Source organism: Mesorhizobium sp. ISC15, from assembly GCF_037162615.1.
GTDB lineage: Bacteria > Pseudomonadota > Alphaproteobacteria > Rhizobiales > Rhizobiaceae > Mesorhizobium > Mesorhizobium mediterraneum.
On sequence record NZ_JAVSPX010000001.1, the window covers coordinates 1562831 to 1583531 of the forward strand.

The 20701-nt window shown below is 61.7% G+C and carries 23 protein-coding genes; 14 read left to right on the top strand and 9 right to left on the bottom strand.

What is annotated here, in order from left to right; translation table 11 throughout:
* Nucleotides 1-254: 254 nt before the first annotated feature.
* The 5 genes from RPG13_RS07795 to hslV form a co-directional block, all read right to left on the bottom strand.
* Entirely contained in the window at nt 255-1214 is a 960-nt protein-coding gene (locus RPG13_RS07795) for a DUF1402 family protein (protein ID WP_337124792.1), read from the bottom strand.
* A gap of 169 nt (nt 1215-1383) precedes the next feature.
* On the bottom strand, nt 1384-2697 hold the full coding sequence (gene hslU, locus RPG13_RS07800) for an ATP-dependent protease ATPase subunit HslU (protein WP_095484491.1): 1314 nt from the start codon (nt 2695-2697) through the stop codon (nt 1384-1386).
* A 4-nt stretch (nt 2698-2701) separates the two neighbouring features.
* The gene (locus RPG13_RS07805) at nt 2702-3301 is read right to left on the bottom strand and encodes a DUF2585 domain-containing protein (RefSeq protein WP_337124793.1); all 600 of its coding nucleotides are present in this window, start codon (nt 3299-3301) and stop codon (nt 2702-2704) included.
* A 4-nt stretch (nt 3302-3305) separates the two neighbouring features.
* Nucleotides 3306-3830 carry a GNAT family N-acetyltransferase gene (locus tag RPG13_RS07810; protein ID WP_095485061.1) on the bottom strand — a complete coding sequence of 175 codons (525 nt, stop codon included), beginning with the start codon at nt 3828-3830 and terminating at the stop codon, nt 3306-3308.
* Nucleotides 3831-3883: 53 nt separating this feature from the next.
* Nucleotides 3884-4435: an ATP-dependent protease subunit HslV gene (hslV, locus tag RPG13_RS07815; RefSeq protein WP_095484490.1), complete on the bottom strand. Its 552-nt coding sequence runs from the start codon at nt 4433-4435 to the stop codon at nt 3884-3886.
* 222 nt (nt 4436-4657) lie between these two features.
* On the opposite strand from hslV, the gene hisB reads away from it, so the two are divergent.
* The 13 genes from hisB to RPG13_RS07880 all read left to right on the top strand — a co-directional run bounded on the left by hisB (nt 4658) and on the right by RPG13_RS07880 (nt 14267).
* A complete protein-coding gene (gene hisB / locus RPG13_RS07820) occupies nt 4658-5257 on the top strand; it encodes an imidazoleglycerol-phosphate dehydratase HisB (protein ID WP_126104009.1) in 600 nt (199 codons plus the stop codon).
* Nucleotides 5258-5260: 3 nt separating this feature from the next.
* Nucleotides 5261-5737 (top strand): DUF2628 domain-containing protein, encoded by a 477-nt coding sequence (locus RPG13_RS07825; protein ID WP_095484488.1) that lies wholly within the window; start codon nt 5261-5263, stop codon nt 5735-5737.
* Nucleotide 5738: 1 nt separating this feature from the next.
* The gene (gene hisH / locus RPG13_RS07830; protein WP_095484487.1) at nt 5739-6389 is read left to right on the top strand and encodes an imidazole glycerol phosphate synthase subunit HisH; all 651 of its coding nucleotides are present in this window, start codon (nt 5739-5741) and stop codon (nt 6387-6389) included.
* Between the two features lies 1 nt (nt 6390).
* Nucleotides 6391-6681 (top strand): DUF1330 domain-containing protein, encoded by a 291-nt coding sequence (locus tag RPG13_RS07835; RefSeq protein WP_095484486.1) that lies wholly within the window; start codon nt 6391-6393, stop codon nt 6679-6681.
* Nucleotides 6682-6684: 3 nt separating this feature from the next.
* Complete coding sequence (hisA, locus tag RPG13_RS07840; RefSeq protein WP_292648321.1) at nt 6685-7434, top strand: 1-(5-phosphoribosyl)-5-[(5-phosphoribosylamino)methylideneamino]imidazole-4-carboxamide isomerase; 750 nt, start codon at nt 6685-6687, stop codon at nt 7432-7434.
* Nucleotides 7431-8267, top strand: a complete 837-nt coding sequence (locus RPG13_RS07845) for an arginase family protein (protein WP_292222187.1) — start codon at nt 7431-7433, stop codon at nt 8265-8267. Before hisA ends, RPG13_RS07845 begins: the two co-directional genes overlap by 4 nt.
* Nucleotides 8264-9058, top strand: a complete 795-nt coding sequence (gene hisF / locus RPG13_RS07850; protein WP_292648314.1) for an imidazole glycerol phosphate synthase subunit HisF — start codon at nt 8264-8266, stop codon at nt 9056-9058. Before RPG13_RS07845 ends, hisF begins: the two co-directional genes overlap by 4 nt.
* A 67-nt stretch (nt 9059-9125) precedes the next feature.
* Nucleotides 9126-9452 carry a phosphoribosyl-ATP diphosphatase gene (locus tag RPG13_RS07855; protein WP_292648311.1) on the top strand — a complete coding sequence of 109 codons (327 nt, stop codon included), beginning with the start codon at nt 9126-9128 and terminating at the stop codon, nt 9450-9452.
* A 24-nt stretch (nt 9453-9476) separates the two neighbouring features.
* Nucleotides 9477-10436, top strand: a complete 960-nt coding sequence (gene coaA / locus RPG13_RS07860; protein WP_095484481.1) for a type I pantothenate kinase — start codon at nt 9477-9479, stop codon at nt 10434-10436.
* A 77-nt stretch (nt 10437-10513) separates the two neighbouring features.
* On the top strand, nt 10514-11521 hold the full coding sequence (locus tag RPG13_RS07865; protein WP_292401546.1) for a glycosyltransferase family 2 protein: 1008 nt from the start codon (nt 10514-10516) through the stop codon (nt 11519-11521).
* Nucleotides 11521-12291 (top strand): class I SAM-dependent methyltransferase, encoded by a 771-nt coding sequence (locus RPG13_RS07870; RefSeq protein WP_292648307.1) that lies wholly within the window; start codon nt 11521-11523, stop codon nt 12289-12291. The genes RPG13_RS07865 and RPG13_RS07870 overlap by 1 nt, the downstream gene beginning before the upstream one ends.
* Before the next feature lie 7 nt (nt 12292-12298).
* On the top strand, nt 12299-12697 hold the full coding sequence (locus RPG13_RS07875) for a GtrA family protein (RefSeq protein ID WP_126104000.1): 399 nt from the start codon (nt 12299-12301) through the stop codon (nt 12695-12697).
* A 76-nt stretch (nt 12698-12773) separates the two neighbouring features.
* Nucleotides 12774-14267: a hypothetical protein gene (locus tag RPG13_RS07880; protein ID WP_337124794.1), complete on the top strand. Its 1494-nt coding sequence runs from the start codon at nt 12774-12776 to the stop codon at nt 14265-14267.
* 1689 nt (nt 14268-15956) lie between these two features.
* Here RPG13_RS07880 and RPG13_RS07885 read toward each other — a convergent pair.
* The 4 genes from RPG13_RS07885 to RPG13_RS07900 form a co-directional block, all read right to left on the bottom strand.
* Nucleotides 15957-16574, bottom strand: a complete 618-nt coding sequence (locus tag RPG13_RS07885; protein WP_337124795.1) for an alpha-ketoglutarate-dependent dioxygenase AlkB family protein — start codon at nt 16572-16574, stop codon at nt 15957-15959.
* Nucleotides 16575-16823: 249 nt separating this feature from the next.
* Nucleotides 16824-17297 carry a peptidoglycan-binding protein LysM gene (gene lysM, locus RPG13_RS07890; RefSeq protein ID WP_337124796.1) on the bottom strand — a complete coding sequence of 158 codons (474 nt, stop codon included), beginning with the start codon at nt 17295-17297 and terminating at the stop codon, nt 16824-16826.
* Between the two features lie 115 nt (nt 17298-17412).
* The gene (gene arfB, locus RPG13_RS07895; protein ID WP_077374749.1) at nt 17413-17850 is read right to left on the bottom strand and encodes an alternative ribosome rescue aminoacyl-tRNA hydrolase ArfB; all 438 of its coding nucleotides are present in this window, start codon (nt 17848-17850) and stop codon (nt 17413-17415) included.
* A gap of 128 nt (nt 17851-17978) precedes the next feature.
* Nucleotides 17979-19589: a phosphoenolpyruvate carboxykinase gene (locus RPG13_RS07900; protein WP_337124797.1), complete on the bottom strand. Its 1611-nt coding sequence runs from the start codon at nt 19587-19589 to the stop codon at nt 17979-17981.
* Between the two features lie 342 nt (nt 19590-19931).
* Here RPG13_RS07900 and RPG13_RS07905 point away from each other — a divergent pair, with 342 nt between their 5' ends.
* Nucleotides 19932-20633, top strand: a complete 702-nt coding sequence (locus tag RPG13_RS07905) for a response regulator transcription factor (protein WP_023796909.1) — start codon at nt 19932-19934, stop codon at nt 20631-20633.
* The last annotated feature ends 68 nt before the right edge of the window (nt 20634-20701 follow it).

Consider the following 20701-nt stretch of genomic DNA (forward strand, 5'->3'; position numbering starts at 1 on the left):
CGGTCCATTCTGTTACCTATCTATCCGGTTCGGACAGCCGGGCATTTCTCCCCGTATAGTGACGGGGAGAAGGACACTGTCGCTTAGGATTTCGCCAATCGCCAGCGCCGCCGAACGGGCGTTGCAGCCGATGCCAGCGTTCTTTCTCCCCCGTCACTATACGGGGAGAAATGCCCGGCAGGGCAAGGAGGGGCAGCGCAAACGCCCGAAAGGGGCGACTTCGATCCGGCTCAAAATCCGAATCTCAACACGTTCTAAAACAGCGCCTTCAGCTCCGGCAATTTGTCGTTGACCAGCCAGCCATAGTAATTTTCCTCGGGCAGCTTCTCCGGTTCGCCCGCGGCACGGCGCTTGTCGTTCTCGGCCTTCAGCGCATAGGCGCGCTGTTCCGGATTACCGACATTGTAGAGCGTCGATGTGATCCCGGGATTGTCCGATATGTCGAAGCCGGCAATGTTCTGGTAGGCATCGATCGATTTCCGGATCGTCGCCGCGACATAAGCCAATGTCAGGTCCGGATCCATGATGGTCTTGTAGACCCCGTTCGGATCGCCGACGTCGAGCTTCGGCAGGCCGGAAACCTGGTGCACGAGATCGCTTATCTGCAACGCCGTCAGCGGATTGAGCTGCCCAAGACCGAAGGTCTGGCCGGCATAATAGGGCTGGAAGAAAGTGGCGCCGAAGCGGTCATTGGGAAAGCTTGTCCCCCCGACATTCTTGCCGCGAAAGGACTGGTTCCACACCTGCTCGCGGCACGCCCACAGCGCGTAACTGTCCGATTTGCCGGCGCATTTGGCAAATTGCGGCCGTTGCACGAAATCGGTGATGTCCTCGCCTTCATAGGCGAAGGACAGCTTGCTCGACAGATAGGAGATCGCCTTGACGTAGTAGGTCTGCAGCCGGTCGTAGGCGTCGACATTGTAGGTGTGCTCGCCGACGATGGCGCCGACGATGTGCATCGGATCGATGCCATAGGTCGCCGCCGCTTGGCTGATCTTGCCGCGAAGACCGGCGTCGTTCTGCAGCAGCGCATAGACCTTGCGGTATTTTGCCTGGAAGGTGGTGTTGGTGGCCTGGGTGCGCCGGCTCGATGCGCCCGGTATGATGGGCTGCTCGGCATGACTGTTGCCAGGCGGCACCATCGTCGCCGCTTGCGCAGCGAACATGGCTGCCGCCAGCGTCAGCCAGAGAATGACGAGGATCAGTTTTTTCATGCGCCGCCGCCTGTAATAGTCGCCGGGCAAACTAGGTAAAGCTCCAGGTCGAGTCGAGAGCCCTTCGACAACTGAGACAAAAGGTGGCCAGATGCTTCCATTTGGCCACACACTGCGGAATGTCCGGAAATCGCTCGTCGCCCGGGCACCGGGCTTGGCCGGCGCCGTCTTACAGGATGAAACGCGACAAATCCGTGTTTCTGGATAGGTCGCCGACATGCTTTTGCACATAGGCGGCGTCGATGGTCACCGACGTGCCGTGGCGGTCCGGCGCGTCATAGGAAATCTCGTCCAGCACCCGCTCCATCACCGTCTGCAGCCGCCTGGCGCCGATGTTCTCGACGCTGGCGTTGAGATCGACGGCAATGCCGGCAAGCGAATCGATGGCGTCGTCGGTGAAGACGAGGTCGACGCCCTCGGTCTTCATCAGCGCGATATACTGCTTGATCAGGCTGGCCTCGGTCTCGGTCAGGATGCGGACGAAATCGTCCTTCTCCAGCGCCCGCAGCTCGACGCGGATCGGCAGACGGCCCTGCAGTTCCGGCAGCAGGTCGGACGGCTTGGCGACGTGGAACGCACCCGATGCGATGAACAGGATGTGGTCCGTCTTCACCGGTCCGTATTTGGTCGCGACCGTTGTGCCTTCGACAAGCGGCAGCAGGTCGCGCTGCACGCCTTCGCGGGAAACACCGGCGCCCATGCCGCCCTCGCGCGAGGCGATCTTGTCGATCTCGTCGAGGAAGACGATGCCGTCGTTTTCGGTCGATTCGAGCGCTCTGCGCACCACCTCATCCTGGTCGAGCAGCTTGTCGGACTCGTCGCCGACCAGCAGCGTGTAGGATTCCTTCACCGTCGTCTTGCGCGTCTTGGTCTTCTGGCCACCCATCGCTTTCGACAGCATGTCGTTGATGTTCAACACGCCGATATTGGCGCCCGGCATGCCGGGGATTTCGAAGCCGGGCATGCCGCCCGTGCCGGTGTCGGCCACTTCGATCTCGATCTCCTTGTCGTCGAGCTCGCCGTCGCGCAGCTTCTTGCGGAAACTGTCGCGCGTGGCCGGGCTCGCCGTCTTGCCGACGAGCGCTTCCAGCACGCGTTCCTCGGCATTGATATGGGCGCGCGCCTTGACATCCTCGCGCATCTTCTCGCGCACCAGCCCGATGGCGATCTCGACCAGGTCGCGAATGATCTGCTCGACGTCGCGGCCGACATAGCCGACCTCGGTGAACTTGGTCGCCTCGACCTTGACGAACGGCGCACCGGCAAGGCGTGCCAGGCGGCGCGAGATCTCGGTCTTGCCGACGCCGGTCGGGCCGATCATCAGGATGTTCTTCGGCATCACCTCCTCACGCATCTGGCCTTCGAGCTGCTGGCGGCGCCAGCGATTACGCAAGGCGATGGCCACGGCGCGCTTGGCGTCCTTCTGGCCGATGATGAAGCGATCGAGTTCCGAAACGATTTCGCGGGGCGAGAATGTGCTCATATCACTAAATTCCACTTTGCCACTGCCGGATGGACTCGAACGGATGCAGCAGCATGATCACGTTGAGTGTCAGATTGTCCCTGATGATGTAGCCGACACCGAATTCGAAGACGAGAGCGAGGGTCACGATCACCCATATAGGAAGCCTCCGCGCCATCACAAATCCCACCACCATCGCCAGCGTGTCCGCCACCGAATTGATGATGCTGTCGCCATAGTAATCCAGGGAAATTGTGCCGGCGCGATAGCGCTCGATGATCAAAGGGCTGTTCTCGAGAAGTTCCCAACCGCCCTCTATGACGACCGCAAATGCCAGCCTGAGCCCGATCGGCGAGCGCGGGAACAGAGCCCACGCCAGCGCGTAGAACAGGAAGCCATGGATGATGTGCGAGAATGTGTACCAGTCGGAAATATGCTGGGAATTCTCCGAGCTCTGCACGATGCCGTGCCATAGCTTGACATAGCCGCATGTGCAGATTGGCGTTCGGCCCATGCCGTAAAGGGCTCCGGCCTGGAATATGATCAGGCCGAGGACGAGCAGAAGTCCCATCCGCCAGCTGTCTTCGTAGGCCGAGACGGATTTGTCGGCGCCGGTTGTGCTCATGCTGTTACTGCCCCTCTTCGGCGTCGCCCACTTCGACATCAATCGCCATCAGCAAAACGTCGCCATATTCCGATTGCCTTCGATCGATAGCTCTGAAACCGGCCTTTTCATAGGCGCGGATCGCTCGTCCGTTGGCCGGATCCGGGTCGATGATGACACGCGGCGCCCCTTCCTCGAACAGCTGTTCCACGAACTGCCGCACAATTGCCGAGCCGTGGCCGTGTCCGACAAGCTCAGGCCTGCCGATCGACAGATCGATGCCGAGCGTGCCGAACGGCTGGTCGCTATAGGGATGGCCGTCCTCCAGATGCGGGTCGTAGCTCTGCATATAGCCGATCGGCTCGCCGTCGAGCTCGATGATCAGCGGTTCGACGGAAATCGAGTCGATATGCTCGCGGATCTGCGCGATCTCCGTCTCGGGATCATCCCACCACTCGGCGACATGCGGCTCGGCCAACCATGCCGCGATCATCGGCAGGTCCGCCTCGGTTACCGGCCGAAAATCATATCTATTCTCTTGTTTGGCCATGATTTCCGCCGAAAACCGGTTTCCACTTTTCGGGATCATGGCCAGCGGCCGGCTCAACCGGCATCGAGCGTTTCGATGACGAAGTTGTTGTTGGTGTAGACGCAAATGTCGGATGCGATCTGCATCGCCTTGCGGGCGATCTCCTCGGCATCCTTGTCGCTGTCCATCAGCGCGCGCGCCGCGGCCAGCGCGTAGTTGCCGCCCGAACCGATCGCCATGACGCCATGTTCGGGCTCGAGCACATCGCCGGTGCCGGTCAGCGCCAGCGAGACCGACTTGTCGGCGACCAGCATCATCGCTTCCAGCCGGCGCAGATAGCGGTCGGTGCGCCAGTCCTTGGCGAGCTCGACGCAGGCCCGCGTCAATTGCTCCGGATATTGTTCGAGCTTGGCCTCGAGCCGCTCCAGAAGGGTGAAGGCGTCAGCGGTGGCGCCGGCGAAACCGGCAATGACATTGCCGCTTTTGCCAATGCGGCGCACCTTCTTGGCGTTGCCCTTCATGATGGTCTGGCCGAGACTGACCTGGCCATCGCCGGCGATGACCACCTTGCCGCCCTTGCGCACCGTCACGATGGTCGTGGCGTGCATGGTCAGTTTATCAGACATTCTCTGCTCCGATCAGCACCGATCCCGAAGGCAATTGGCGCGTTACGAGTGACTTGATCGGCCATATGTATGCATAGGCCCGATGATTGCAAACCGGTCATCTGCCAGGCTCGATATCCCCTGGCATGGCAACTGGCAATCGCCGGATCATGCTGCTAGAAGGCTCTCGTTTTCAAGCACGTGGGCGCTTGGAACGTCTGAACTCTGGACAAGGATGAGCTCATGCCGCCCCGTTCCGCCAACGCAAGCCGCAAGACTGGGGAAACCGACATCTCCGTATCGGTCCAGGTCGACGGCTCGGGAAAATCCGATATTTCGACGGGCGTCGGCTTCTTCGACCACATGCTGGACCAGCTTTCGCGCCATTCACTGATCGACATGACGGTCAAGGCCAAGGGCGATCTGCACATAGACGACCACCACACGGTCGAGGACACCGGCATCGCGCTCGGCCAGGCGCTGGCCAAGGCGTTGGGCGAGCGGCGCGGCATCATGCGCTATGCCTCGATCGATCTCGCCATGGACGAGACGCTGACACGCGCCGCGATTGACGTCTCCGGTCGTCCTTTCCTTGTCTGGAACGTTGCGTTCTCGTCGCCGAAAATCGGCACGTTCGACACCGAACTGGTGCGCGAATTCTTCCAGGCCCTGGCGCAGAATGCCGGCATCACGCTGCATGTCACCAATCACTACGGCGCCAACAATCACCACATCGCCGAGACCTGCTTCAAGGCAGTGGCCCGCGCGCTGCGCGCAGCACTTGAAAGCGACCCGCGCCAGCCGGACGCGGTTCCTTCCACCAAGGGATCTCTGAAGGGATAGGCCATGGCCATCTATGTCGTGATGGAACCGCCCGGCCGCGGCGAAAAGCCTGATATGACGGCCTTTGTCCGTGATGGTTTTTCCTGGCTCGGCTTCCTCGTGCCGCCGCTGTGGCTGCTCTGGCACCGGTTGTGGATCGAGGCAGCACTGGCCTTTGTCGCCATGGCTCTCCTTTCGATGCTTGCTGAAGGATTGAGCCTGGGGCTGGCAGGTCCGCTGCTGTCGCTGCTTGTATCGCTCTATGTCGGGCTGGAAGGGCAGGCCTTGCGGATTGCCGCACTGCGCCGCCGTGGCTGGCATGAATGGGGCGTCGTCGAGGCCGACAGGCTCGATGATGCCGATACGCGCTATGTGCTGGAAGCCGAAGCGCATTCGGATGAGCAAGCGCCCGCGCAACGCATCGTTCCCGACGCTGTCCATGCCCGGCCAGCACATATGGGCATAGCGCTAGGGCTGAACCACACGCCGGGAAGACCCTGACATGCGGGTGGCGATCATCGACTACGGCTCGGGCAATTTGCGCTCGGCCACCAAAGCCTTCGAGCGCGCCGCGCACGAAGCCGGCATCGCCGCCGCCATCGACCTGACCGCCGATGCCGAGCGTGTCAGAACCGCCGACCGCGTCGTCCTGCCCGGCGTCGGCGCCTACGCCGATTGCGCGGCCGGGCTGCGCGCTGTGGCCGGCATGTGGGAAGCGGTCGAGGAGGTCGCGATCGTCAAGGGGCGGCCGTTCCTCGGCATCTGCGTCGGCATGCAGCTGATGTCGGAGCGGGGGTTGGAGAAGACTGTTACAAAAGGCTTTGGCTGGATCGCCGGCGACGTCAAGGAGATCGCCCCGGCCGATCCTGCGCTGAAAATCCCGCAGATCGGCTGGAACACCATCGAGCTCACGCACAAGCATCCGCTGTTTTCCGGCATTCCGACCGGCGCCAAGGGATTGCACGCCTATTTCGTTCATTCCTATCATCTTGACGCCAGGAAAGCGGACGACGTGCTGGCGATTGCCGACTATGGTGGTCCGGTGACGGCTACGGTCGCCCGCGACAATCTCGCCGGCACGCAGTTCCATCCCGAAAAGAGCCAGGCGCTTGGCCTGGCGCTGATCACCAATTTCCTGAGCTGGAGGCCCTAGGATGAGCAAGAAAGGCTACTGGATGGCGATGGTCGATGTCCGCGATCCTGAGGTCTACAAGCAATATATCGAGGCGAACGCCGCGGCTTTTGCGAAATATGGTGCGAAGTTTCCCGTGCGGGCCGGGCGTCACGCGAACCCGGAAGGGCCGACAGGCAACCGTCATGTCCTGGTGGAGTTCGAGTCCTACGACAGGGCGATAGAATGCTACGAGTCACCTGAATACCGGGCGGCTTTGAAGTACAGGCTTGCCGCCTCGACCGGTCACTTCGTCATTGTCGAAGGCGCTTGAACGGTGATCCTGTTCCCGGCCATCGACCTCAAGGACGGCAAGTGCGTGCGCCTGAAGCACGGCGACATGGCGACCGCGACGATCTACAATGACGACCCGGCCGCGCAGGCCAGAGCCTTCGAGCAACAGGGCTTTGAATGGCTGCATGTGGTCGACCTCAACGGCGCCTTCAAGGGCCAGAGCGTCAACGGCGCGGCGGTCGGCGCCATCCTCAAGGCGACGAAAAATCCGGTGCAGCTCGGCGGCGGCATCCGCACCCTGGCGCAGGTCGAGGACTGGCTCGATCGCGGGCTGGCCCGCATCATTCTCGGCACTGTGGCCGTGCGCGATCCCGATCTGGTCAGGCAGGCCTGCAAGGCATTCCCCGGCAGGATCGCCGTCGGCATCGATGCCAAGGGCGGTAAGGTGGCGGTCGAGGGCTGGGCAGAGGCCTCAAGCCTTGGCGTCATCGAACTGGCGAAGAAATTCGAGGGCGCCGGCGTTGCCGCCATCATCTACACCGATATCGACCGCGACGGCGTTCTGACCGGCATCAACTGGGACGCCACCATCGATCTCGCCGAAGCGGTTTCGATCCCGGTCATCGCCTCTGGAGGTCTGGCCTCGATCGCCGACATCGTGCGCATGACCATGCCCGATGCGCAAAAACTCGAAGGCGCCATCTCGGGTCGCGCGCTTTATGACGGGCGTATCGATCCGGCCGAGGCACTGGCGATCCTGGCGGCAGGACCGGAGAAGGCGAGGGCGCGATGAAACTCTCGATCATCCTCGCACCCTATGACAGCGGCCTTTACCATGCCGGCTGTGGCCAGGGCCCCGACGCCATCATTGCCGGCGGCCTCGTCGATGAACTTACTTTCCGCGGCCACGATGTCCTCGTCGAGGACATCGGCGAGGTCGGCGATGCCCAGAGACGCGAAATCGCGACGGGCTTCGCGGTTTGCCGGGCAGTCGCCACCAAGGTCGATCTGGCGCGCGACGATGAGCGTTTTCCCATCGTGCTCGCCGGAAATTGCCTGACCGCCGCCGGTGCGGTGGCCGGCAACGCCGCGGATTCGATCATCTGGATCGATCAGCATGGCGATCTCAACACGCCCGAGACGTCCGCCTACGGCTTCCTCGACGGCATGGCGCTGGCGACGACGCTGGGGCTCTGCTGGCGTCCGATGACGTCAGCGATTCCCCGCTTCCAGGCAATAGATCCGTCGCGTTGCATGCTGGTCGATGCGCGCGACCTCGATCCCGATGAAAAGCGCCTGCTGGACACATTGCCTGTCATTCGCACCCAATGCGCCGATGCGCTCGACAATGTCGGAAAGCTGAAGGCGGCCGGCGCGGTTCGGGCGCATCTGCATCTGGATTTGGACGTTCACGATCCGGATGTGCTGCAAGTGAACCGCTATGCGCAGCCTGGAGGCCCAAACCCGGATCAACTGCGGCAACTGGCTTGCGGGCTGGCCAGGTCGATCCCGATTGTCGGCGTCACCCTGTCTGCCTACGACCCGGCATTTGACGCCAAGGGCGAGGTTCCGCCTATCGTCGGGCAATTGCTTGGCGATTTTCTTGCCGCGCTTGAGAGGATTTGATGCTGAAAGCCCGCGTCATCCCCTGTCTCGATGTCAAGAACGGCCGCGTCGTCAAGGGCGTCAACTTCGTCGACCTGATCGATGCCGGCGATCCGGTCGAGGCGGCCAAGGCCTATGACGCCGCCGGCGCCGATGAGCTCTGCTTCCTCGACATCACGGCTTCATCCGAAAATCGCGAGACGATCTTCGATATCGTCGCCCGCACGGCCGAACAATGCTTCATGCCGCTGACCGTCGGCGGCGGCGTGCGCCAGGTCGCCGACATAAGAAGGCTGCTTTTGGCCGGCGCCGACAAGGTGTCGATCAACACGGCGGCGGTGAAGAATCCCGATTTCGTCGCCGAGGCGGCCGACAAGTTCGGCAACCAGTGCATCGTCGTCGCCATCGACGCCAAGAAAGTGTCGGGTGAAGACGAGGCCGACCGCTGGGAGATTTTCACCCATGGCGGCCGCGAGAAGACCGGCATCGACGCAGTCGAATTTGCTCGGCAGATGGTCGATCGCGGCGCCGGCGAGATCCTGCTGACGTCGATGGACCGCGACGGCACCAAAGCCGGCTACGACATTGCGCTCACCCGCGCGGTAGCCGACGCCGTGCGTGCGCCGGTCATCGCCTCCGGCGGCGTCGGCACGCTCGATCACATGGTCGAGGGCATTCGCGATGGCCATGCCGGTGCGGTGCTGGCGGCATCGATCTTCCATTTCGGCACTTACAGCATCGCCGAAGCCAAGGCGCATATGGCCCGCGCCGGCCTGCCGATGCGGCTGGACTCGTCGGGCGATCGGCTCTAAGCATGACCGCCAGCGGGAACCGGTTTTCGGGAAAGATCATTGCTTAAACAAGCAGATAGATGGCGCCATGGCTGAGTTTTCGCTCTCCGATCTGGAGATAATCATCAGGGAACGCGCGCATTCCGGCGATGCGGATTCGTGGACGGCAAAGCTGTTCGCGCGCGGCATCGACAAGGCGGCACAGAAGCTCGGCGAAGAGGCGGTCGAAACGGTGATCGCGGCCGTTGGCGGTGACAGACAAGCTCTCGTTTCGGAAAGCGCCGATCTCATCTATCATTGGCTCGTCGTTCTGGGCGTCGCCGGCGTTCCGCTTGCCGATGTCCTGACAGAGCTCGAGCGCCGCACCGGTCGTTCGGGGATCGCCGAGAAGGCGTCTCGGCAGGACCGGGGCTGATCGCTGCGGAGGGTAGGAAACTCGATGGACCAGCTCGCCCCCACCGAGAAATACTCGCCCTTTCGTTTTTTCTCGGCGGAGCAATGGTCGCAGTTCCGCGCCGACACCCCGATGACGCTCGGCGCGGACGAGATCCGTCGTCTGCGCTCGCTCAACGACCCTGTCGACCTCGAAGAGGTCAAGCGCATCTATCTTTCGCTGTCGCGGCTTTTGTCGGCCCATGTCGAGGCGAGCCAGCTGCTGTTCAGGCAGCGCCAGGCCTTCTTCAACGCGGTGGATATCGTCAAAACGCCGTTCATCATCGGCATTGCCGGCTCTGTCGCGGTCGGCAAATCGACCACGGCGCGCGTGCTCAAGGAATTGCTGGCGCGCTGGCCGTCGAGCCCCAAGGTCGATCTGATCACCACCGACGGCTTCCTGCTTCCCAACGAAATCCTGCGCCGCAACAACCTGATGGAACGCAAGGGCTTCCCCGACAGCTATGATGTCGGCGCCCTGCTGCGTTTCCTGTCGGGCATCAAATCGGCGCAGCGCAATGTCCGCGCGCCTGTTTATTCGCACCTGACTTACGACGTCATTCCCGGTGAGTTCCAGACCATCGACCGGCCGGACATATTGATCTTCGAAGGCATCAACGTGCTTCAGCCCGGCAAGCTGCCGAAGGACGGCAAGATCGTGCCTTTCCTGTCGGATTTCTTCGATTTCGCCATCTATATCGATGCCGAAGAGGAGCTGATCCATCACTGGTACATCGCCCGCTTCATGCGGCTGCGCGAGACCGCCTTCCGCAACCCGGATTCCTTCTTCCACCGCTATTCGCAACTTTCGCAAGCAGCGGCCCGCGCCATCGCCGAAGGCTTGTGGGCCAACATCAACCTGAAGAATTTGCGCGAGAACATCCTGCCGACGCGAGCCCGCGCCGATCTCATCCTGCGCAAGGGCGCCAATCACCTGGTCGAGGAAGTGGCGCTCAGGAAGCTGTGAAATTCCGAGCCATTCCTTAAAGTCATCTTAACCCAGCCTTTCTATTGTCGGGCCTGATCTGCGGACTCCGGCAAACAATGAACGCGCCATTCCTTCATATTGATCGACCGGCAGCTGACCGCGTCGCACATCCGGGGAGCGGGACCGCCACGATTGCGCTGATCGTGCCGGTGCACAATGAGGAAGGCGCGATCGCGCCATTTCTGAAGGCCGTATGCGAAAGCATCGATCCGCTGCAGGAAAATGGCGTTACCTTCGATCTCATCTTCGTCAATGACGGCAGCAGCGATGCGACGCTCGAACGGCTGATCGAAGCCCGACAAGCCGATCCGCGTATTCGGGTGATCGACCTTTCACGCAATTTCGGCAAGGAGGCCGCGATGACCGCCGGTCTCGACAGTTGCGATGCCGATGCCGCAATTCCCATGGATGTCGACCTGCAGGACCCGCCGCATGTCATTCCGCTGCTTGTCGAAAAATGGCGCGAGGGTTTCGAGGTCGTTCTGGCCAAGCGAGCCAATCGGTCGAGCGACAGTTTTCTAAAGCAGCGCTCCGCCTCGACGTTTTACCGCGTTCACAACTGGATCGCGCAGCAGAAGATCCCGCACGATGTCGGCGACTTCAGGTTGATCGATCGTCAGGTCATCGAAGCGCTGCGCTCCTTGCCCGAACGCCGTCGTTTCATGAAGGGCCTGTTCGCCTGGGTGGGCTTCCGCACTGCGACCGTCGAATATGTCCGCGATCGGCGCATCGCCGGCCAGTCGAAATTCTCCGGCTGGAGGCTGTGGAACTTCGCGCTCGAAGGTATCACCAGCTTCTCCACTGCGCCGCTTGAAATCTGGACCTATGTCGGCGCGACGATCTCGGCATTGTCGTTTCTCTACGGCCTGCTGATCGTCGCCAAGACGATGATCTTTGGCGCGGACGTGCCAGGCTACGCTTCGCTGCTGGTCAGTGTTCTTTTCCTTGGCGGCATCCAGTTGCTCGGCATCGGCATCATCGGACAGTACCTCGGCAGGGTCTACGCCGAGATCAAGCAGCGTCCGATCTACATCGTGCGTCGCAAATATGAGGGGATGAACTGATGGAGCTCGACGCCTACCGACAGATGGCCGCCACCGAAGACGAGCATTGGTGGTTCTGCGGGCGGCGCGCCATCGCGGAGGCGGTCATTCGCCAGCTCGACCTGCCCGCAAAGGCGCGCATCGTCGAGATCGGCGCCGGCACCGGCGGCAACATCGCGATGCTGGAACAGTTCGGCGCGGTGACGGCGGTGGAAATGAGTGATCTGGCGCGCGAGATCGCCGGGGAAAAGACCGGCCGCGACTTTCTCGCCGGCCATCTGCCGGACAACATTCCTGTCGCGCCGCAAAGTTGTGACCTCATCTGCCTGTTCGACGTGCTGGAGCATGTCGCGGAGGACGAAGCATCGCTGGCCGCAATCCGCCAAATGCTGAAACCAGGTGGCCGCGTCATCCTTACGGTGCCTGCACATCAATGGCTGTGGAGCGCCCACGACGTGGGGCTGCATCACATGCGGCGCTATTCCCGCAATCTGCTGCGTGAGCGCATTGAAAAGGCCGGCTTCACGATCGACCGGCTGAGCTACACCAATGCCGCGCTGTTTCCCGCAGCTGTGTTGGCACGACTGGTTGACAGGCTGCGCAAACCGGCCAGGCCAGCGGGCCACGCGACGCCGCCGAAGCCGGTCAATGCGGCGATGAAGGCTGTGTTTTCGGCGGAGAGCCGTATCGTGCCAAACGCAAGCCTGCCGTTTGGTGTCTCGCTACTGGCCGTGTTTCGTAGGGATGGCGCCGTCGACACCGGTCGCCTCGACGAGAAACTGGCGGCCTGATCGCGCCATGTCGGCTACTGGCTCGTATCGTCGCCTGTCGCGCTTTGCCCTGATCGGGATCGCCTCGACGCTGATCTATGCCGTTTGCGCTTTCCTGCTGTCGCGTGGACAGGCAACGGCGGGCCTGCCGGCAGCGCTCACATCCTTTGCGGCTTACGCCATCGCCGCGCTGTTTTCTTATACCGGGCATAAATATTTCACATTCATCTCTGGCGGCAGCCACGCAATGGAACTGCCCCGCTTCCTCCTGCTCACCGCTTCGGGCCTCGCTGTCGCGGTCGCTCTGCCGGGGCTTTTGACCCAGATGCTCGGCGTCCCTGCTTCAGTCCCGATCCTGCTTACCTGCATTGCCGTGCCGGTTATCAACTATGTCGTCCTCGGGCGCTGGGTGTTTCGTGGTCTCTAGCGCGCGATCCCTCGGTGAACCGCTGCCTGCCATAGGCCGTTTCTCGCGGTTTGTCGGCGGCACAGGTGCTGTTCCGTTGTTGTTGGCCGGCATGGTCGTGGCGTATGCCGTCTGGTTATCGACAGTTGTGACGCCGACCAATGTCGATGTGTCATGGCTCCTGGTTGCGTGTGATCGGTTGCTCGGCGGAGAGCGACTGAACACCGACATCATGGAGACCAATCCGCCTTTCTCGATCTTTCTCTACATGCCGTTTATGCTCTTGGAAAAGCTTAGCGGCCTACGGGCCGAAGTCTGGCTGACGCTCGGTGTCGTCTGCCTGAGCTTGGCCAGCCTGGTTGTTTCCGCCCGCATTCTCGCCCGCGTCGACCCGATTTACCGACAGCCTAACGCTCTCTTGGCAGCTCCGGTCGCGCTGTTCATGGTCCTGTGTTTCCTGCCGGACCAATTCGGCCAGCGCGAGCATTTCGCGCTGATTGCCATTCTGCCCTGGTTGGCATTGCAGTGCGCACGCCAGCGAACGCCGGACTTCGTCGCAGGCTCGACCGTGGAGCGCGTTCTGGCGGGGCTGGGCGCGGCCACCGTTATCATGCTCAAACCGCCGCATTTTGCCCTGGCCTTCCTGCTGCCCTCGCTGTGCCTTGCGCTCCATCGACGGTCTCTAAAGCCGTTCTTCGCCGTGGAAAATCTTCTCGGCGCTGCGGTCATCGTCATCTATGTGGCTTCCATTGCGATCTTCGACCGCGCCTATTTCAGCGAAATACTGCCCTTCGTCAGGGAGGTGTATCTGCCGCTGAGAGCTTCGGTCGTCGAGATGATGGCAAACTGGCCGAAGATAGTGCTGCTTCTGGCCGCGGCCGTCCTGCTGGCAGCGGGCGACATCAGGCGATTGCATTGGGACGTCCGGATTCCGCTCCTGGCCGCTCTCGGGTTCATCCCCGCCTTCGTCGTCATGGGCAAGGGTTGGCCTAACCATGCGCTGCCGATGGTGGTTGTGGCGGTACTTGCATTCGCTGTCCAGCTTCCGCGGTTCGGTGAGTTCCGCGCTGCAGGCTTCGTTCGCAAAGCCGGCTTTGTCTTCGGCTGCGTGTTGGTGCTGCAAATAACGGGTAGAGCACAATACGCTGCGCTGACCGCGGACAACGAGCCGATAGAGCGGTCCGCCGCCACAATCAGAGCCACGATCGAAAACCCGACGATCATGTCGATCGCGGATCGGATGCAGGTGGGCCATCCCCTCACCAGGCTGGTCGGCGGCAAGTTCATGTCGCGTCACCCAGGCGCCTGGGCGGTGTTCAATGCGGAAATACTTGCCCGCAAGGCCGATGAGTACGGACAGAAACGGAAATTTGAAGGGATCCGCGATCGGGTGATCGGCGAATACGCCGCCGAGATATCAACGAAGAAGCCCGACATCGTGCTGTCAGGCTCTCCCTCGTGGACTGCCTTGATGCTGCAGGACAAGCGAATCGCGGTTGCCTTGAGCGACTATCATGTGCTGCACGCCGAGCCGGAGATCACCGTCTTTCTGCACGGCGGCGCGCGCCAGTTGACGCCCGTTTCGAACTAGTTCCGTCCGGACGATTGGCTGATCGAGGGAGAGGCTACAGAGAACATGGTAAGGACTATCCAATCGTTTTATCGGAGAGCACATATGTCAACGTTCCGGGGCAGGACAGCACCGTGAGCGTCGCGAACGAGACTGGCGGCTGGGGCCGGTGGGGCAGTCGGGATTTTGCGGCGTCGCTGCATCCTGGCCGCAATGTCCTTGCGATTGCTGCGCTCACAGTCTTGTCGATCGCCTGTCAGGTGCGCTGGGGAACTATTCCGGATACGAGTTGGCTGATCACCGTCTGCGAGCGGATACTCTCTGGTGAGCGGCTTTACACGCAAATCTACGAGACCAACCCTCCATTCAGCGTATGGCTCTATCTGCCGCCAGTGGCTGCGGCCAGGTTGCTGGGAATCGCCCCGGAAGTCCTGGTTCAGGCCTGGACCTATCTTGCCGCACTTGTCGGGCTTTCGTTCTCGGGCGTGATCGTCAAGCGTGCGGGTTTCGCCGAAGCAGCATCACTATTTGCGTTGGCGCCAGCTTTCTACGCAATGCTGGTGATGTTTCCCGGCAACGCCTTCAGCGAGCGAGAGCATATCGGCATAGCGCTTTTCATGCCGCTGCTCGCACTTCATGCCTGGCGCGCGCGCCGAGATGCAACGGCGCAACCAGGCTTGGGTCTTGCAGCCCTTGCCGGCCTGTCGGGCAGTGTTCTGTTGCTGATCAAGCCCTACTACGCGATCATGGTGTTGGCGCCGGCACTGCTCGTCGCAGCACGCCGATGCAGTCTGAAATCGGTTTTCGCTCCGGAGCACTGGGTCATAGGCGGCGTCTGCATCGCTTATTTCAGCGCGGTCACATTGATCCATCCGGAATTCCTGCGCGACGTTTATCCCCTGATGGCGGATGTTTATGCAAAGGTCAGCGTCTTTCTGCCGATTGTGATCGTCTACGGTTTTACGTGGGGCTTTCTCGTATTCCTGACGTGGTGGCTGTGGCCGGCCGGGCGATTTCCGGAGCTGGCGGCGGTAGCGCTGACCGCGTCGGTCGCCGGCATGTTCCCGCTGTTCTACCAGGCGAAAGGCTGGGCCTATCATGCCTATCCCGCCATCTTTTGCGCCGTGGCAGCCATTCTCTGCCTGCTGGCATTGCCCAGGATCGAGCAGCAGCAGCCAAGGCTGTTGTCATTTGTGACGGCACCTTCGCGAGCTTGGGCGCTGGCGGGGGTGGCGATCGCTTTCTTGCCGTACTGGAGCACTCAGAAGCCAGACCCCGCGCTGGTTGCCGCCATTCGCGCCGCGACCGATCGGCCGACCGTCGCGTTGATCAGCCCGGACATTTCCTCTGGACATCCGCTGAACCGCATGATCGACGGGCAGTTCGTTTCGACCCATGTCAGCGATTGGCTTGGAGCGTTCTCGCTCCGCCTGTCCCAGCAGGCGGTCCTCTCCGGTGACACCGCCGAGGCGACACGTTACCAAGCCATCATGGTGCGCTACGCCGAAAGCAAGCGCGAAGAATTTGAGCGCCTGCGCGCGGATGTCATCATCTTCAAGAAAAACAACACCAACTGGACAAGCCAACTGACCGAGCGTTTTGGCTTTGACGCGATCCTGGCCCGTTATCACGTGCTCGCCGAAGACGGTGCCCTGCGCATCTATCTACGCGATGACTATGTCCGCCCCGGCCCGTTGACGGTCGGGCGCCTCACGTCGGCGTCGTCACCCGCCTCAGCGTCAGATTGATCCGTCCGCCATTCCTGAGCAACGCCGAGGTCGAGGGATAGATGCGGTCGACGCCGTGAAAAGAGAGGCGGCCTTCGCCGCCAAGCACGACGACGTCGCCGCTTTTCAGCCTGAACGATTTTGTGCCGCCTTCGCGCGTGCTTTGGCCGACCCTGAACAGGCAATCGTCGCCCAGTGAGACCGACACGACCGGCGCGGCGAAATCCTCCTCGTCGCGGTCCTGGTGAAGGCCCATCTTCGCGTCCGGCGAATAGAAATTGACCAAACAAGCCTCTGGCGGATGCGGATAGGCAGACACGTCCCGCCACAACTCGAGCAGCACGTCCGGGATCGGCGGCCAGGGCGTTCCGGTCACCGGGTGCGTCGGCTGGTAGCGATAGCCGTGCTCCTTGTCGGTGACCCAGCCGAGCGGGCCGCAATTGGTCATGCGCACGCTCATCTCCTTGCCGGTGCGCGGCATGGCAGGCACGAACAGGGGAGCCTCCTGGACGACCCGTCTCACATCCTCGACCAGCGCTTCCTGCACCGGACGGGACAGATAGCCGGGCATGTGGCGGACACCTTTGGGCAGAACGAGCATCAGCTTGGTCGCTCCATTAGGTTCATCTGGCGGACAATGCCACCAACAAACAAGAACGGCGACCCGAAAGCCGCCGTTCTTCTCTTGTCGCGATTGCACCGGGCTTAGAGACTGTTTCGAAATTCGCTCTGGCGAGTCATATGGTGGTGGTTTCGAGAACCGGAGCGGAGCGTACTTAAGTACGTGAGCACCGGAAGCGCAGAAAACGCCATCAGATGACTCGCCAGAGTAGAGTTTCCAAACAGTCTCTTAGTCGAGGTCCGGTATGCGCAGGACTTGCCCCGGATAGATCTTGTCCGGGTGGGTCAGCATCGGCTTGTTGGCCTCGAAAATGATCGGGTTCTTCGCACCCTTGCCCTTGCCGTAGCTCTTTTCGGCGATTTTCCAGAGGTTGTCGCCTTTCTTGACCGTGTAGAAGGTCGGTTCCTTGGCCGCGGCAGCGGGCGTGCCGGACTCGGGTGCGGCGACCTGCAATTCGTCCGCCTGCACCTTGGACACGCCGAGCGTATTGCCGACGGCGATGACAGCCTTTTCGAAGATCGATTGATCCTTGACCACGCCTTTCAGGACGGCCGTATCGCCTTTGACGACGACTTCCACATTGTCGGTGCCGAGCGCGTGCGAATCGAGCTCCTTCTTGAGCGTATCGGCGGTCGGCTCCGGCTCATCGTCGCCGAAGCCGAGCTTCTTGCCGACGCCCTTGACGAAATCAAACATGCCCATCTGCGGTCTCCCTTGCTGTGGCGAATACTGAACTTGCCATCTGCAACCTTGAATTGGAAGCCGTCTCGACCGCGGGATCGATGTCGCGCCTACCGCATCGTGGAGGCGCGTCGCTCTAATCGTCGTCCACCCGGCCGCGCAATTTCTTGATTGTGCCGCGCCCAGCCTTGGTCTTCAGCCGCCTTTCGACCGCGCCTTTCGACGGCCTCGTCTTCTTGCGCGGCGGCGGCGGCGGTTCGGCGGCCTTGGCGACCAGTTCCGCAAGCCGCGCGCGGGCGTCAGCCCGGTTCTGCTCTTGCGTGCGGAAGCGTCCGGCCTCGATGACGATGACGCCGTCCTTGGTGGCGCGTTGGCCGGCCAGCTTTATGGTTCGCTCGCGGACGCGCTCCGACAGGCCCGGCGCATTCGCCGCATCGAAGCGCAATTGCACCGCCGTCGCCACCTTGTTGACGTTCTGGCCGCCAGGGCCGGACGAGCGGATGAAGTCCTCATGCAGGTCATCTGGATGGATCACCGCATCGTCGGCAATGATGATCTTGTCGTCGGCGTTCATGCCGCAGTCATGGCGCGGCAAGCGAAAAAAGAAAAGGCCCGATCCCCGGGGTCGGGCGTTCCCGTTCCCCGGGTCGGGCCTCCCCGATCCCGGTCCGGGCCTTGAGGTGCAGGATATCCGCCCGGCGATTATTCCGCGGCTTCGCGCATGCGCGGGGCGGCGCCGAGCACAATGGCGTCGACATGAGGTTCGAATTTTTCGAAATTGATGGCGAACATGCCGACCAGCCTCGCCGCCTGCAGGTCATAGGCTGATGTGTCGGCCCAGGTCGATCTCGGATCGAGAATGGCGCGGTCGACGCCAGCGACCGCCACCGGCACATCGAAACCAAAATTGGCGTCGGTGCGGAAATCGGCCCCGTTCAGCGAGCCGTCGAGTGCCGCGGCAAGCAGCGCCCGCGTCGCCTTGATCGGCATCCGCTTGCCGGTGCCATAGGCGCCGCCGGTCCAGCCGGTGTTGACCAGCCAGCAATCGACACCGTGATGGGCGATCAGCTCGCGCAGCAGATTGCCGTATTCCGACGGATGGCGCGGCATGAACGGTGCGCCGAAACAGGTCGAAAACGTCGCTTCGGGTTCAGTGACGCCCTTTTCGGTCCCTGCCACCTTGGCGGTATAGCCGGAGAGGAAATGATACATCGCCTGCGCCGGAGTGAGCCGGGCGATCGGCGGCATCACGCCGAATGCGTCGGCGGTCAGCATGATGATGTTTTTCGGGTGACCGGCGCGGCCCGTCTTGCTGGCGTTGGGGATGAAGTCGAGCGGATAGGCGCAGCGCGTGTTTTCGGTGAGACTGCCGTCGTCGAAATCCGGCACACGGTCCGCGTCGAGCACCACATTCTCCAGCACCGTGCCGAAGCGCTGCGTGGTGGCGAAGATCTCCGGCTCGGCTTCGGCCGAAAGCTTTATCGTCTTGGCATAGCAGCCGCCTTCGAAATTGAAGATGCCATCCGGGCCCCAGCCGTGCTCGTCGTCGCCGACCAGCGTGCGCGACGGGTCGGCCGACAGCGTCGTCTTGCCGGTTCCCGAAAGGCCGAAGAAGATGGCCGCGTCTCCGCCAGCGCCTTCATTGGCCGAGCAATGCATCGGCATCACGCCCCTCGTCGGCAACAAATAGTTGAGCACGGTGAACACCGATTTCTTCATTTCGCCGGCATAGGAGGTGCCACCGATCAGCACGATCATGCGCGAGAGATCGACGGCGATCACCGTTTCGGTGCGGGTGCCGTGGCGGACGGGATCGGCGCGGAATGACGGCAGGTCGATGATCGTCATGTCAGGCACGAAATGCTCGAGCTCGGCGGCTTCCGGACGAATGAGCAGATTGCGGATGAACAAGGAGTGCCAGGCAAGCTCCGTGACGACCCTGGTCGTCAGCTTCAAGTCCTCGTCGGCGCCGCCGACCAGATCCTGCACATAAAGATCCTTGTCCGCCGCATGGGCGCGAAAATCGGCGAGCAGCGCGTCGAACTGGGACGGCGAAATCGCCTTGTTGTTGTCCCACCACACATGCGGCCCGGTGGTCTCGTCGCGCACGATGAATTTGTCCTTGGGCGAGCGGCCGGTGTGCTGCCCGGTTTCGGCGACGAGCGCGCCATGCGCGGTTGTCCGGGCCTCGCGGCGGCGGATCGCTTCCTCGTAAAGGGCCGCCACGCCGAAATTATAGCGCACCGCGCCCGTGGTTTTCAGGCCGATCCGATCGATCGCCCATGCGGGATTGCGTTTGCCGGCTTCCGACATGAGGGTTCCTTCTTCGATTTGAGCATCCTGGCCGGCGAATTTCCGGAGCCCCCACGACGGAGACTGTAAGCGTCAGAACCAGAAAAGCCAAATGATATCAAATAATTAATCGATTTAAATATTTTGAAAGTTGTTTAAATCGTTTATATATGCAAAAAATCAGGCGGTTGCCCAAAGGATTGGCGGTCTTTATCAGTCCAATCCATATCGAGGTGAGATTGTGGCCGCCGGCATGCCGCTCGTGACAGCGGACTGAGCCTGTGCCACATTTTGTACCTAATTTGTCCTGCAAAAGCCCCTTCTCGACCAAAGAAGGGACAGCTCATGAGGGAGCCACTTGAAATGGCAACAATCGCGCTTGTCGACGACGATCGCAACATTCTGACTTCGGTGTCGATCGCCCTCGAATCGGAGGGGTATCGCGTCGAAACCTACACGGATGGGGCATCGGCGCTGGAGGGCCTGGCGGCGCGTCCGCCGAATCTCGCCATCCTCGACATCAAGATGCCGCGCATGGACGGCATGGAGCTTCTGCGCCGGATGCGCCAGAAATCCGACCTGCCGGTGATCTTCCTGACGTCCAAGGACGACGAGATCGACGAGCTTTTCGGCCTCAAGATGGGCGCCGACGACTTCATCCGCAAACCCTTCTCGCAGCGTCTTCTGGTCGAGCGGGTTCGGGCCGTGCTGCGCCGTGCCAGCGCCCGCGAGGCGTCGGCCAAGACGCCCAACCAGCAGGCACGTTCGCTCGAGCGCGGCCAGCTTGTCATGGACCAGGAGCGCCACACCTGTACCTGGAAGGGCGAGCCGGTGACGCTTACCGTCACCGAGTTCCTGATCCTGCATTCTCTGGCCCAGCGTCCCGGTGTGGTAAAAAGCCGTGATGCGCTGATGGATTCGGCCTATGATGAGCAGGTCTATGTCGATGACCGCACCATCGACAGTCACATCAAGCGGCTTCGCAAGAAGTTCAAGGCCGTCGATGATGACTTCGAGATGATCGAAACCCTTTACGGAGTCGGATACCGGTTCCGCGAAGCATGAATTGATGCATGTCGCCCAAAAGTGGTCCCGGTTTTGGGACAACGACATGCTCAAAACTAAAGACCGAG

Bases quoted from the DNA above. Each gene is read 5' to 3' on its own strand.
- RPG13_RS07795 (WP_337124792.1), bottom strand. From the start codon at position 1,214: ATGAAAAAACTGATCCTCGTCATTCTCTGGCTGACGCTGGCGGCAGCC.
- hslU (WP_095484491.1), bottom strand. From the start codon at position 2,697: ATGAGCACATTCTCGCCCCGCGAAATCGTTTCGGAACTCGATCGCTTC.
- RPG13_RS07805 (WP_337124793.1), bottom strand. From the start codon at position 3,301: ATGAGCACAACCGGCGCCGACAAATCCGTCTCGGCCTACGAAGACAGC.
- RPG13_RS07810 (WP_095485061.1), bottom strand. From the start codon at position 3,830: ATGGCCAAACAAGAGAATAGATATGATTTTCGGCCGGTAACCGAGGCG.
- hslV (WP_095484490.1), bottom strand. From the start codon at position 4,435: ATGTCTGATAAACTGACCATGCACGCCACGACCATCGTGACGGTGCGC.
- hisB (WP_126104009.1), top strand. From the start codon at position 4,658: ATGCCGCCCCGTTCCGCCAACGCAAGCCGCAAGACTGGGGAAACCGAC.
- RPG13_RS07825 (WP_095484488.1), top strand. From the start codon at position 5,261: ATGGCCATCTATGTCGTGATGGAACCGCCCGGCCGCGGCGAAAAGCCT.
- hisH (WP_095484487.1), top strand. From the start codon at position 5,739: ATGCGGGTGGCGATCATCGACTACGGCTCGGGCAATTTGCGCTCGGCC.
- RPG13_RS07835 (WP_095484486.1), top strand. From the start codon at position 6,391: ATGAGCAAGAAAGGCTACTGGATGGCGATGGTCGATGTCCGCGATCCT.
- RPG13_RS07845 (WP_292222187.1), top strand. From the start codon at position 7,431: ATGAAACTCTCGATCATCCTCGCACCCTATGACAGCGGCCTTTACCAT.
- RPG13_RS07855 (WP_292648311.1), top strand. From the start codon at position 9,126: ATGGCTGAGTTTTCGCTCTCCGATCTGGAGATAATCATCAGGGAACGC.
- coaA (WP_095484481.1), top strand. From the start codon at position 9,477: ATGGACCAGCTCGCCCCCACCGAGAAATACTCGCCCTTTCGTTTTTTC.
- RPG13_RS07865 (WP_292401546.1), top strand. From the start codon at position 10,514: ATGAACGCGCCATTCCTTCATATTGATCGACCGGCAGCTGACCGCGTC.
- RPG13_RS07870 (WP_292648307.1), top strand. From the start codon at position 11,521: ATGGAGCTCGACGCCTACCGACAGATGGCCGCCACCGAAGACGAGCAT.
- RPG13_RS07875 (WP_126104000.1), top strand. From the start codon at position 12,299: ATGTCGGCTACTGGCTCGTATCGTCGCCTGTCGCGCTTTGCCCTGATC.
- RPG13_RS07885 (WP_337124795.1), bottom strand. From the start codon at position 16,574: ATGCTCGTTCTGCCCAAAGGTGTCCGCCACATGCCCGGCTATCTGTCC.
- lysM (WP_337124796.1), bottom strand. From the start codon at position 17,297: ATGGGCATGTTTGATTTCGTCAAGGGCGTCGGCAAGAAGCTCGGCTTC.
- arfB (WP_077374749.1), bottom strand. From the start codon at position 17,850: ATGAACGCCGACGACAAGATCATCATTGCCGACGATGCGGTGATCCAT.
- RPG13_RS07900 (WP_337124797.1), bottom strand. From the start codon at position 19,589: ATGTCGGAAGCCGGCAAACGCAATCCCGCATGGGCGATCGATCGGATC.
- RPG13_RS07905 (WP_023796909.1), top strand. From the start codon at position 19,932: ATGGCAACAATCGCGCTTGTCGACGACGATCGCAACATTCTGACTTCG.